This is a genomic window from Veillonella sp. CHU110 (assembly GCF_003992255.1).
Taxonomy (GTDB): domain Bacteria; phylum Bacillota; class Negativicutes; order Veillonellales; family Veillonellaceae; genus F0422.
In genome coordinates this window covers 42,770-56,675 of the sequence record NZ_RQVA01000013.1, presented here as the reverse complement: position 1 = coordinate 56,675, position 13,906 = coordinate 42,770, and the positions used below count along the sequence as shown (strand labels likewise).

The following is a 13,906-nucleotide window of genomic DNA, read 5'->3' as shown; positions in this document are numbered from 1 at the left end:
ATATGTCTATTTTATTGCAAAAAAAGAATGTTGGCGACTACTCTTATATGAGTAGCCCCAACATTTATTATAGAGCCCTTTAATTCTATTTCTTTATTTGTTTAATATCTCATGAGTGGATTAGGAAAACAAATGCTCTATGCCATCTATATCAAGAATCGTACCAATTGTAAATGGCCCAAAAATCCCAAAGCGAGCGCTCACTTCATCAAAACGCATTTCATTGACGATTTTTTTGAACTGAATTGGATCATCACTCATCAAGGTAATGCCCCATTCCCAATCATCCATGCCAAACGCACCCGTCGTAAATTCTTTGATAGTGTCTTCATATTTTTTGCCGATTTGACCATGAGAACGCATCATGCTACCACGACTTTGACGATCTAGCATATACCAATTATCTGTCAGATTACGTTGCTTCGCCATAGGGTAAAAACACATACAAGCTAATCTTGGAATTTTAGGGTATAACCGAGCTTGTACTTTTGGGTGGTCTTTCGGCGATTTTACATAATTGCTCACCTCGATAACGGACACGAAGGAAGATTCCGGTTGTAATACACTGAAAATTGGTAATTTTTTCAATTGTAATTCCACTTCGTTTAACTCTTGTAAGCTTGGTTGCAAGAACCAAAACATAATATCTCCCTTATGACCATTAATTTGGTACATAGCATAGCTACTTTCATTGGCTTCATGAGCTGTTTCTAAATTCCCAATAAAATCCTTGAAAGATTGCAATGCTTCACGTTGTTGCTCAGCGGACCAAGTTCTCCATTTTTCAAAATTAATGGAATAATTAGCGTGCAAGCTAAACCAACCTTCGTATGTTTCAGGTACTTTTTCTAGTCCTGTTATTTCTGGACGTCCTTCCATAGACACTGCTCCATGATGACCGTTCTTAGATTCTGGACGTCCCTCCACTGGACCTGCTCCATGATGTCCGTGGTTAGATTCTGTATGCGTATCCATAGGAACTACCTCCTTAGTTTCTTCTTTCCATGCTTCTACTAATTCATATGCTTGTTTGATGCCATCTGGCATACCTACCCCTTTAAATGGCGTTCCAATTAATGCCAGTCCTGGATAGTTTTGTGCCACATGGTCCATGATTGTTGCGATTCTATCTTTATGACCCACTTCATATTGAGGCATACTTTTTTGTAACCGCACTACTTCCATCCATTCTGGATTTCCTGTAAACTTCAATATATTTCGTATTTCTGAAAGGGCCAATTCACATAATTCTTCTTCACTGTGCGTATCTACTGTAGAATCTGTAGGTTTCCCTAAAAAGACCCGTAGTACCACCTTGTCTTGTGGTGTCGTTTGCGGCCACTTACTAAAAATGTAAGTACATGCCGTCAATGGTGTCTCTGTACTGCGAGTGATGACAAATCCTGTGCCTTGCAATGGTTTTGTAAACGCTGACTTTGGTAAACTCATGATTACAATGGCACAAGAAGATTGTTCCATATGCCGCAAGTCTTCAAAATTTTCATCTCCCACAAAAAATCTTTCATAGGCTTTAGGTGGAGTAGTGATCACAAGACGGTCGTAGGAATCTGTACCGTTTTGTGTTTGCACTGTATAGCGCTTATCTGTGTAAGATACGCCTAGCACCTCAGTCGATGTGTGCAAAGAAACGTTCTTCGGCATTTGCTCCACTAGCGCATCTACTAAAGATTCTAACCCTCCCGTTAACTGGGCAAATTGACCTTCTGTAGTAGCCCCAGATTGTTTGCGCATACCTTGCATAGCCATCATACCTTTAACCAAGTTTCCATGCTTTTGTTCTAATTGACGAAATTCTGGAAAGGTTCCCAGTAAGCTTAAGCGTTTTAAGTCTCCGCCGTAGATACCCGCTAAGAGAGGTTCAATTAATACATCGACTAGTTCATCCCCTAAATGATACCGGAAAAAGGCATCGATACTCATATCCTCGTGTCCAGGATATGGCTTCTTAAACATATCTAATCCAGCTCGTAATTTACCAGACCAGCTCAATAAGCTAGACATAGCAAAGGGAAGAAATTCTGTGGGAATCCCAATGATAGAACCTCCAGGGATAGGTTTCATTTGACCTTGATGGTAAATATAGGATTCTCCTGTAGCATTGCGCACCAAGGTATCACCTAAGCCCAATTCTTTCACCAAATCTGTCATAGCTGTTTTTCTTGCTAAGTAGGAATCAGGACCCACTTCCACCACATAGCCATCATGGCGTTTTGTTTGCACCTTTCCACCCCAACGATTTGAGGATTCCAACACATGAATCTCCCAATGAGGAAATGCCTTACCCATATAATAAGCGGAAGACAAGCCAGTTAAACCGCCACCAATAATTGCTATTTTCATATTATCCCTCCTTCCAGAGAGCTGTTACTACACCGTGCGCCATGGCTTTCACAAAGAGAGTATCATGGTCTGGCATAGGTACTCGCACATAGGTCATCCCCAACTGTTCACACTGTTCCTGTCGTTCTATATCTAAATCATAGGACACTTCCATATGGGTACAAGTAAAGCCGATAGGAATATATACCACATGGGTATAGCCTTCTGCGCCCGCTTGTTCTGTGACAGCTTCCACCGTAGGTGTTAACCATTCCCCACGAGTCCCTGCACTTTGCCAAGCTAGGGTAGCGTTCGGCAACGCCAATTGATCTGCCATGGTCTGCATCACCCGTTGTAAGCTATGCACATATCCATCATAAGAAATTCCTTGCATCAGTGGTACACTATGGGCCGTAAAGACATAAAACGGTTTCACCGTAACAGGCAATGTACGCATAGCCTTCTGTACTCGTTCTGTCCAAGATTGCACTAATGTCGGTGCGTCCGCCCAACTTTTCACTATCTTCCACCTGTCATTCATAAATAGTTTCAGTGGCTCTAGATAGGATGCATTTAATATGTCCGTTCCATAAGGATTCATCATGAGCACCACTACCGCATCATAGCCTTTCAATTCCTTAGCTACGTCTGCAATCAGGGGCTCTATGTATTTATGTCCCTGTACTGCCGTCACCTTTGTTAAGGGCAATTGATTTCGTACTTCTTCTTGTAATCTCTTAACTTGCCACGCTGTGGACTCCATCAATTGGGATTGACCACCGATACGTTCATACTTATGACGTAATCCTTGTAATTCTTCATCACTTGGTCTATGGCCTCTCCGTATGCGAATATAATACTCTTCTATATCATTTAAAGAGCGAGGAGAACCATAATCTAATACCAATACACAAACTTCTTGTGTTGTTTTATCCTCTGTCATGTACATACTCCACAATGTTTCGCAATACTTTCGGATTCGCATCTGGCACAACACCATGGCCTAAGTTAAAGATATGTTTTCCATGGGCAGCACCTTCTTCTAAGATGCGGTCAATTTCACCTTGAATCGTTTTCCAATCTGCGAATAAATAGGCCGGATCTAAATTTCCTTGTAATGTTTGCTTGATACCCATCGCGCTTGCTTCTGCAATGGAGCACCTCCAATCACAACCGATTACATCTAATGGCAATTCTTTCCACACAGGAAATAAATGCTTAGTGCCTACGCCAAACATAGTGATAGGAATATGAGGATATCGTTCCTTAATGGTCCCAATAATACGTTTCATATAGGGGAATACGCCACTTTCATATTGTTCTATTGAAAGGGCTCCAATCCATGAATCAAAAATTTGAATTGCATTCACTCCCGCCTGAATTTGACCTTCCATATATGTAATGGACATAGTCGTCAATCGTTCCATCAAAGCATGCCAAATCTCAGGCGTTGCCACTAAACATTGACGAGTTTTCTGGTAATTCTTAGAAGGGCCACCCTCAATCATATAACTAGCCAATGTGAAAGGAGCCCCTGCAAAGCCAATTAAGGGAACTGTGAGCATTTCCTTCGTAAGAATCTGGATTGTTTTTACCATAAAATCCAGCGATTCTTCTACTACAATATCACGTAAATTTGCTACATCTTCTTGAGAACGTATGGGATTTGCAATGACAGGTCCTACACCCGCCTTAATCGTTACATCTACACCCATAGGTACCAAAGGAGTCATAATATCTTTGTACAAAATAGCCGCATCCACATCATACTCATGAACGGGAAGCGCTGTTACTTTTGCACATAATTCCGGTTGATGAGTAATCTCAAATAGGCTATATCGCTCTTTTATCTTGCGATACGCCTCTTGACTCCGCCCCGCTTGACGCATAAACCAAACTGGTCTACGGGACACCGACTCACCTGCAATCATTTGCAAATAATCTTGTCGTTTTTCCATATATAATTACACCTTACCTTTTACCAAACCAAACTTGGATTCTATATTCTATTGTAGCATATGGTAGCTATAATTACCTATAGATTCTATCACTACATATAAAGTGTATATCGATTTTCATCTATAAGATAATAATAATTATCTAACATTGTCTTACCTTGCATTACTATACTTTTCTTCATTAAGAGTATATTTTGTTATCCTTACATACAAAAAGAGGCGGTAACAAACATGTAAAATGTACATGTTGTTATCGCCTCTGAGACCCCTGTATGGGGGATGTCCCTCATTTAATAAGGAACTGTTAGATTCTATGCTCTTTGGTTATATGTCTTGTACCCTTACATACTCTGCCCCTAGCATACGAGCAATCTCTTTCCCTCGATTCATACGAACAAAGCTAGTATCGGTATCAATTACAATCGTTTGTATCCGCTGACTGATAAGCCAGTCGCCAACTTGTTCTAACCCTTGTAGTGCTTGAGATGTTACCTTCCCATCCGTTATGACTACTACATTAGCCTGTATATACCCCATTTGAGACATATCGACTCTTATCTGTTTTGCCGCTTCCTCAAGACCTTTCACAAAGGGCGTTCTGCCCCCAATTCGAGCATCCCCCAGTGCTTTGGGGATGGATTCGATTCGCTGCGTCAATGGCACCACACAATGCGCCCCCTGCTTTTGAAAAGTGATGAGCGATACATACTGTCGTTTTACATACATCATTTGTATCAATTGTGAAAGCAACTTCTCTGTCCCCTTTAAACGTTGTCTCTGCCCCATAGATCCGCTTGTATCAACTACTAAATAGATTGCTTCTTTTGGCATTTCCTGATGCATAGCATATCTGACATCTTCTATGGTTAGCCGAATAGGTAGTTGGCGGCTGCGTATAATCCCTTGTACTATCGTTGGAATCCAAGCAATGGTTCTCCCTGCAGTTCCTTGACGATGCACCTTAGAGCCTCGACCGTCGGCACTGATGTCTATTTGTTTCTTTTCGGATCCAGATTGCAATATCCCATATAGATGTAACACCTGTGTTTCCACCGCTTCTGAAAGTGTAAAGGACTCCTCTATCTTACCTATATTGGGCTTACGTTGGCCCTGTCCGTTAGTATCTTTTTCTCTGTCTCCTCCATCATGACTAGCATCTAGTTCCTCTTCTGTCTGATCTAGTTCCAGAGTGGTTTCCTCTTTTGATTGTCCATCGTGAGATTCATCGCTATCTGTTGTCATCCCCTGAGACATTCTTCCTATTTGCTCATCACGGTCGTTCTCCCTATCCATCCCTTGTGAGCCATTGTTCTCTTGTTCTCGGTTTGAACTGGCCTCTTGCGGTTTCTCTTGTTCAGTTCTTGTCTTATCAGATGTCCTTCGATCTGATGGATCCTGTGCATCTCCATCTTGAGATATTGGAGGAGTCACTAGGTTCTTCATTTTCTGTGGTAATGTCCAAGGAAGTACTGTTTCTACATCGATAGGCTCCACAAATTGATGACCTTTTTCTCTAGCTAAACCTATAGCCGCTTTTAGTAGAATATATTCCATTCCCATAAAGGAAATGTTGAATTTCTCTACTAGACTGGAAATATATGTATATATGCTATCATGCACAGTTGGGATTCCAGGTATATCTATTAATTTCCCCTTAGAACGAATCGGCTCTTCTCTATGGTTTTCAAATGCAACCATTATTTTTCCCTCAGGAGAAATCTGTTCTTCTCTGTAGAATCCATATACATCTATTGCGGTTCCCGTGCGAAGAGTTCCCTCAATGTAGTAACTTTCACAAGTCGCACTGTTCTCATATGTATCTGCATGGTCTCTATCTGCTAGGACCTGTACTCTAGTGTCCGCATCTGGCGACTCTATGGGAATCCACAAGTCCATATCATAGACCCATTGCGATAGCCCTTCTGTTCCTGTATACGTTGCAATGATTTGTAGCGGTCTTCCCGCTTCGTATCGCCGATTTTGCTCATGAAGAATCTGTAACCACATCAACCTATCAAAATGATCCAATCCTTCGCAGATAAGTAAATCATAGCCATCCCAAGGATGTGCTTGTGTCACAATCTGACCTGTTTCTAAAGTCCTTTGTATATCCATTACTGCATGCATAGCACTCACATCGGTGTGAGACGTAATCGTCGTATAAATTCGGCCCCTATCATACAATGCTTGTAACAGGGCATAAGTTTTTCCCGTTCCCACTTCACCTGAGAGCAGCAATGTGCGCAACAAAGGTTCTTGCAAAAAGAGGTGAATGCCTGTATTTATTTGTACACTCATTCCATTCACCTCCTTTAACAAAATCTTTGTTAGTTAAACTATTACGCTAGTTATATTAGATTCGCTAACTACGGTATCTATGAAATACATTATCTACTGTTTGTAGGATGTATCATGGGTAGCCCATAGATTCTTTAACATACTTTCATCAAATTCACGTTGCTCAAAAGGCTTCCGTTTCATCCGATGCGATACCACAAGAGGTGTCAACTGTTTCAGATGATCGATGGTCACATGGGGCTCCCCTTGTAAGGCCGCTAAGGCACGACTAGCATTAAGCAAGGTAATATCCGAACGATGTCCTTCTACGCCTAGGGCAATCGATATATTGGCAATTAATTCTAATAGATTCGTATCTACCACAATCGTAGGCAATACTTTACGAGCTGTTTCAATGGTTTCACGCAACGCTTCATCGTCATTGCTGTAGGACTCAATAAATGCTTGCGGATTATCTTCAAAGGCCAGTCGGCGGCGCAATACCTCCATCCGCAATGCTACATCTGTTTCTGCTTTCACAGTCACAGATAGACCAAAACGATCTAGTAATTGCGGTCGAATAGCACCCTCCTCTGGGTTCATGGTGCCCACCAAAATAAATCGAGATGGATGAATATGGCTAATGCCCTCACGTTCGACCCGATTCACTCCCATGGCCGCCACATCTAGCAATGTATCCACTAAATAATCCTCCAGTAAATTAACTTCATCTACATAGAGAATATTTTCGTGGGCCTCAAATAATATGCCTGGAGAAAACTCTTGCTTTCCCTCTTGTAGCATCCGCTCAATATCCAAGGTACCCACCAATCTGTCTTCCGTACAATGCAAAGGAAGGTCCACCACTTTCATAGGCGTTCCATCACGATGCATAGGCAGCACCTTGGCTAAGCCTCGTACCGCCGTCGATTTTGCCGTTCCCTTATCACCTTGTATCAACACACCACCTACTCGTGGGTCTACCGCATTGAGGAGCAATGCTAATTTCATTTGATCTTGTCCAACTAAGGCTGTAAAAGGATATATAGTACTCATCTTAATCTCCTTGCCATCTTCCTTTACTAGGAATTATTTCTATACGTAACTGACCATACCGTTCGTCTCTAAATACATCCGTATCCATATCAAAGGCCCGTTTAATATAATCTGGCTGCAATACTTCTTCTGGCGTACCATCTGCAATGACACGATGTTCCCCAATGAGCAATAATCGTGTGCAATATTTAGCGGCTAATTCTAAATCATGTACAACGGTAATGATAGTTTTTCCTTGCTTGCACAAATGTTGAAAGAATCGGAACATATCATCACTATGGCCTTTATCGAGGGCAGAGGTCGGCTCATCTAAGAGCATAATATCTGTCTCTTGAGCTAGTGATTTAGCTAACAAAATACGCTGCTTTTCTCCACCGCTGACCTGTTCTAAGCGATGATCTTTTAAATGTGATACCCCCGTATACGCCATTACCTCTTGCACAATACGGCGATCTTCGTCGCTTTCACTATCCCACCAAGATTGGTACGCATAACGACCAGTCATGACGATTTCTTCAGCACTGAAAGCGTAAGGAATCTCCACTTGTTGTTGCATATAACTCATCGTTTTAGCAATAAATATATCCGACTGTTTCGCCAAATCTTGTCCATTTCCATAAATATGCCCCTCATAGGGTAATAGCTGGCGGATCGCTTTTAGCAATGTGGTTTTACCATTCCCATTCGCCCCTATAATACCGATACATTCTCCTTTGTAAAAGTCTTTGGTTACATCTTGAACGATTGGTTGTCCATCACGGTATACAGATACCTCTTCTAAGCGCAATACTACGTCATTCATAGAGAACCTCCTTTCACTTTCAAACGATGTAAGAGGAATAAGAAATACGGCGTTCCTAATAGAGCCGTCATAATGCCCACTCGTATATCCACAGGATGGAATAAGGTTCGTCCCAATGTATCGCACAACAACACAAAACAAGCACCCCCTAAGGCAGAGGCAGGTATCACAAGGCGGTGGTCAGGCCCCACTAAGAGGCGCACCATGTGCGGTACCACAAGGCCCACAAAGCCGATACTACCACCTACACATACAGAAATAGCCGTCATCATAGCTGATAATAGTAAGAAAATCATACGATACCGATTGGTATTCATACCTACAGCTCTTGCTTCTACTTCGCCCATCACTAAAATATTTAAATGTTTACTCAATGCTATAATAATCGCTGTTCCTACCGCAATGGCAGGTAACGCAATGGCCACATGATCCCATCGGCGATACTCTAAACTACCAACCATCCAGAATAGAAACTCTTTCAAACGATATTCATTCATCAACGTTAAAACTCCAGATGTCAAGGCCCCCAACAGCATGCTGATCGCTACCCCTGCTAACAATAAAATGCGAGGGTCCATTCGCCCTTTATACCAACTGAGGAGCATCGTAATACCCAACGCTGTCAAGGCGCCTATAAATGCAAAGGATGGCATGTAATAGGCACTCACCGATGACAACCCTAATGCTACCGCAATCACAGCCCCCGTGGAAGCCCCAGATACAACGCCCATTATGCCTGGATCTGCCAACGGGTTACCAAATACGCCCTGCATGACTGCCCCTGCAATGGCCAAGGCCATACCAATAGAAATAGCCACTAAAATTCTAGGCAACCGTATAAAATATAAAATTCGTTCTTGCTCCTCTGTTAAATGCAAGAAATCACCAGCACTGATGGGAATAATACCCATACACAAGGACACGACTATAAGCACCAATAGCAATATCATCATGCCAACCATATAGAACCACGGTCTATTCATGTGTGCCTTCTCCTTTCTCGCTCTCTCGAACGATGCGCAAAATATCTTTCATGGATTCACCGATAAATTGATTTCCTGCATATAAATTTGATGCGTCCATGGGCAACACACGATGCTCTTGTACAGCTTTTACCGTTTGCAACCCAGGATTATCTCGGTATAATGTTTGCCACGCCATTTCACTTTTGTCGTACACTGGTATGAGAATCACATCAGGATTCATTTCAATAATGCGCTCTTCCGTGAAAGCAGTCCTCGGTGCATATCCTAAGTGGCTCGGTCCATTCACAAGCCCCATGACACGGGTCATGTCATCAAACAAGCTTCCCGTCCCTGAAAAGCCTTCCATGGATGACATAGAAATCACGACTTGCCCTTTTGTGTCTGCAGATAGAGCTTTTACCTCTTCTATATCTTGTTGCATCTTAGCAGTCATGCTGTGAGCCTTCTCCTCTGCTCCTACAACATATCCTAATCGTTCCACTAACTCTATGGTTTCTTGTACTGTTTTAGGACTGCTGATGATGACCACAGGAATTCCCATATGCTCTAATCCATCTAGTACATCTCGGCTTGTATACTCTGGAGCAATCACCAAGTCAGGGTGTAAATATACAATTTTCTCCACCGCATAGGAGTATAAAGAAACTTTCACAGATTTTGCCAGTTCATAGTTCGGCCCATATCCCTTTGTTTTTGATAGAAAGCTAACAGCCCCTAATCGACTAGGCCCTACCATCTCTAATAATATAGGTTCATAGGCAGAGGTTAAAGAGACAATTCGCTTCGCTTCCACAGGAACAGTAATCGCTCGTCCCCAATCATCGATGATTGTTCGTTGTTCTCCTTGTATAAGATTAGGTGGTTCACTATGGGTAATCGCAGAAATCCAACTAGAAATACCTATTAAAATGGCAATTAACAGGAACACACTGATGAGTAAATACAGCATTCTACGGTTCATCATAATACCCCTCTAGATCTTCTTCCAAAGACATCGCTACCTCTCGTAATCCTTCTCGGCGATCATCACTAGCCTCCCAGAGGCCTCGTTGTTCTGCTTCCAATAAAGTATGACAAATAGCCTCTAAGGCCCAAGGATTGACTTGGCGCATCCAATCCTGTACGTCCTGATTCATGACATACTCGTCTGTGTAAGCATCATACATCCAATCTTGCACCATATCGCTGGTAGCATCCCATTCATAGGTATGTTGTACATAGGAAGCCATATCAGCAGCCCCCTTGTAGCCGTGTTTCATCATCCCCTCTATAAAAATAGGGTTCATTGGTTCACTGCGGAATTGCCACTGAATTTCATCTTCTAACGAACGCACCAAAATGTCCTTGCGATACGTTGTATCGCCTATGAATGATTTCGGTTGTACACCTTTGATAGATTCTACAGCTGCAATCATCCCTCCGTGGTAGGCGTTGAAATCATCTGTACTTAACAAGCTAACCTCTCGATTATCTTCATTTTTCACAGTCACTTCAATGGAACCTAACCGTTTACGAAACTGTTGATGGCTTGGGATAATGTCCCCCTGTTCATCATATCCATAACCGCCCCATGTGACATAGGCGTTGGCTAAGTCTTCACGAGTAGACCAGTTGCTTTGTTCTAAAATTTGATTTACCCCCGCCCCATAAGCGCCTGGTGCATCCCCAAAGACACGAATCGATGTCGCTTTGATAGCTTCTTCATACTCCATGCCTTCTTCTACTAACGCAGCTGTATCTAGGTCTATATGTTTTTTCACATAATTCACGCTATGATCCTCAGCAAGAGATCCCACCATTTGTACGGCTTTGGCAATCCACATCACACCAGAAGGCATCATATCTCGGAATAAGCCACTAATACGACTTGTCACATCGATACGTGGTCGCCCTAATTCCTCGATAGGTATGACTTCTAAATCGGATACACGACTCCCTGTGTAAACTGGTCGTACACCCAATAAATAGAATACTTCACCAATACATTGTCCATGAGTGCGTTGCGTGTTGTCCGCCCACAAGACAATACCGATTTCCTCTGGATATCGCTGTTCTTCTCGAATATATTCACTGAGTAACGCATCCCCTAGTTCACAACCGATGGCATAGGCAGGCACGGTCGGTAATGTCCGTTCATCGACGCCATAAAAATTGCGCCCCATCGGTAGCACATCGATACCACCATTAGTAACAGCACCTCCAATATTAGGCGGGATATACTTCCCTTCCAAGCCTCGTAATAGTTGGCTCATTTCTTCTGTCGTTTGGCGCAACCCTGCAAGATAGGTCTCACACAGGTTTTCTTTCTGTATATCATCTGGCACACCATGCATGTCTATGAAAGCATCAATATACCCATCCTCTTCCTCTGTCGTTGGGTTTTGCCCCAAAATATGCAATCCACAACGAATATGGCGATTTTGAATATCCATCAAATAATTATGAATATTCCCTAACAGTTCTTCTGCTTCGTCACTTTCGATCAACTCTGCTAAGTGGCGCCACTCCTCATCTGTCACTATTCTATCTGCTGTAAAGTGTGCATGACCACCCTCTCGATACCAGTCGAAGTGGTCACACAAGTGCTCTAAATGGCAATCTTTTATAGAGGATAAAATATATCCTAGTACTACTTGTTCCTGACCCATTTCCTGTACTTTCATATGGTCATACTCATCTAAGTAGCGTTCCAACGTTTCGTAGTCACCATATAAGCCAGACCGCTTCATCGGTGGTGATAAGTAGCTAAGTAAGACTCCATGGCTACGTCGTTTGGCTTGAATTCCTTCACCGACAATAGTTGTCCAATACGGATAGAGATTGGGGATATCTTCAATTCCTAATTGAGGATAACAATATTCGCTTAAGGCGGTGCCCTTACCAGGTAGCCATTCTAAATTGCCATGTGTGCCCATGTGGATCGCCACATCTGCTTGAAATACTGTACGCACCCAATGGTACACCCCTTCATAATGATGGGTTGGCGGAATATCTGGCGAATGGTACAGAGCATCAGGATTATCACTAAATCCACGTGGTGGCTGTACCAAAACCCATACATTACCAAAAGCAACGCCTGGAATGATGAGTTCATCATCTTCTACAAATATCTCACCTATAGGCCGTCCCCAATGCTGGAGTAAAGATTCTTGGGTACTACTATCCAATTTTGAAAACCATGTATCATACAGTACTTTTGGAAGTTTAGGGGCTTTCTTGATAGCCCTATCTGTTAAACAGTCTACATCATTGGTAGCATGCTTGGTCAGTATCGTCATTAGCTCTTCACTCGTTTGAGGAATCCCTTCCACCGTATATCCTGTCCGCTGCAATTCTTCTAGCAATCGAAGTACAGATTCTGGTGTATCTAGGCCACAAGCATTGCCAATATGTGAATTTTTCGGAGGATAATTATGAAGAAATAGGGCAATCTTAACATTTGCTCTGTCTTTCCGTTGTAATGCAACCCATCGTTTGGCTTGGTCTACTAACTTTTGAATGCCTATAGAGTAAGGTTTAAAATAATATCCTCTTTCCTCTGCATAGGTTCTGGTCCCAACAATGTGACCATTTAAAATACCATCCATTTCTGGCAATGATAGGGAAAAGGATATATCCATCGGCTCTAATCCTTGAGATCGCCTTTGCCAACTTTCAAAGCTCGTATACGTGACGAAGCCCTGCAAGATAGGGATGCCTAACTCAGCCATTTCATCACGACTCGCTCCTTGTAAGCCAATAATGGAGAATTTACATGTATTAATAATAAGAGATATTGTCTCTTTCACCTGATGAGCAAACAAAGTTTCCCAACAATCGTACCACCGTAATTGTCCACCTGATTTACTGCTGTACTGACCAAATACTAATACAGGAGATAGACCCTGCTCTAATGCACGATCATACAGTTCATAGGGGTAGTCTAATTGGCCTTGCACCCATTCATCACGATAGAAAAATATGCCTACCACGGGACCACTATGATGGTAGTCCTTACGATACTTCTCATAAGATGGATACACTTCGCCCTGCCTACCTAAAATACCTTGGTACGGTAATTCTTTCACCGGTTGTACCTGCCCCGTATAACCTCGTAAAGATAGCATATATTGGCATAATCCATAGAAGTTTTCTGTTCCACCTTGGTGTAAATAGGCCTGGATTTGATCGATGTCACTGTCTGCCACACCATATCTCTGCACATCGGACGAAGAGTCATGAAAAATTAATACATAAGGAATTTGTTTCTGTGTAATATATTTGTGAATCCCTTTTACCAACGGAGTATCTAAGGTACTCCCTACATGCGTAAACAAGACAATATCAGCTGCATCGATGTCTCTCTGTACACCCTCCAATGATACATCTTCACATGACAGAAAGACTATGCCCACGGACATAGTCTCATCTGTGTATTGTTGTTCTATTTCTTTAGCCCACTGCCAATGTTTCGTCATGGATGTGATAAGTAAAATAGAATGTTTCAT

Annotated in this window: 9 protein-coding genes; all 9 read right to left on the bottom strand. The window is 42.3% G+C overall.

Features of this window, described 5'->3' with window-relative positions; all coding sequences use genetic code 11:
- Window positions 1–120 precede the first annotated feature (120 nt).
- The 9 genes from hemG to EO122_RS06360 all read right to left on the bottom strand — a co-directional run bounded on the left by hemG (window position 121) and on the right by EO122_RS06360 (window position 13,906).
- Window positions 121–2,361 carry a protoporphyrinogen oxidase gene (gene hemG, locus EO122_RS08345; RefSeq protein ID WP_240632670.1) on the bottom strand — a complete coding sequence of 747 codons (2,241 nt, stop codon included), beginning with the start codon at window positions 2,359–2,361 and terminating at the stop codon, window positions 121–123.
- Between the two features lies 1 nt (window position 2,362).
- Window positions 2,363–3,283 carry a ferrochelatase gene (hemH, locus tag EO122_RS06395; protein WP_164725977.1) on the bottom strand — a complete coding sequence of 307 codons (921 nt, stop codon included), beginning with the start codon at window positions 3,281–3,283 and terminating at the stop codon, window positions 2,363–2,365.
- Entirely contained in the window at window positions 3,270–4,298 is a 1,029-nt protein-coding gene (gene hemE / locus EO122_RS06390) for a uroporphyrinogen decarboxylase (RefSeq protein WP_127009855.1), read from the bottom strand. The genes hemH and hemE overlap by 14 nt, the downstream gene beginning before the upstream one ends.
- 324 nt (window positions 4,299–4,622) lie before the next feature.
- On the bottom strand, window positions 4,623–6,596 hold the full coding sequence (locus EO122_RS06385; protein ID WP_127009854.1) for a VWA domain-containing protein: 1,974 nt from the start codon (window positions 6,594–6,596) through the stop codon (window positions 4,623–4,625).
- Between the two features lie 93 nt (window positions 6,597–6,689).
- Window positions 6,690–7,631 carry an ATP-binding protein gene (locus EO122_RS06380; protein WP_127009853.1) on the bottom strand — a complete coding sequence of 314 codons (942 nt, stop codon included), beginning with the start codon at window positions 7,629–7,631 and terminating at the stop codon, window positions 6,690–6,692.
- A gap of 1 nt (window position 7,632) precedes the next feature.
- The gene (locus tag EO122_RS06375) at window positions 7,633–8,433 is read right to left on the bottom strand and encodes an ABC transporter ATP-binding protein (RefSeq protein ID WP_127009852.1); all 801 of its coding nucleotides are present in this window, start codon (window positions 8,431–8,433) and stop codon (window positions 7,633–7,635) included.
- Window positions 8,430–9,416 carry an iron ABC transporter permease gene (locus EO122_RS06370; RefSeq protein ID WP_127009851.1) on the bottom strand — a complete coding sequence of 329 codons (987 nt, stop codon included), beginning with the start codon at window positions 9,414–9,416 and terminating at the stop codon, window positions 8,430–8,432. The genes EO122_RS06375 and EO122_RS06370 overlap by 4 nt, the downstream gene beginning before the upstream one ends.
- The gene (locus tag EO122_RS06365; RefSeq protein WP_127009850.1) at window positions 9,409–10,383 is read right to left on the bottom strand and encodes an ABC transporter substrate-binding protein; all 975 of its coding nucleotides are present in this window, start codon (window positions 10,381–10,383) and stop codon (window positions 9,409–9,411) included. Before EO122_RS06365 ends, EO122_RS06370 begins: the two co-directional genes overlap by 8 nt.
- Window positions 10,370–13,906 (bottom strand): cobaltochelatase subunit CobN, encoded by a 3,537-nt coding sequence (locus EO122_RS06360; RefSeq protein WP_127009849.1) that lies wholly within the window; start codon window positions 13,904–13,906, stop codon window positions 10,370–10,372. Before EO122_RS06360 ends, EO122_RS06365 begins: the two co-directional genes overlap by 14 nt.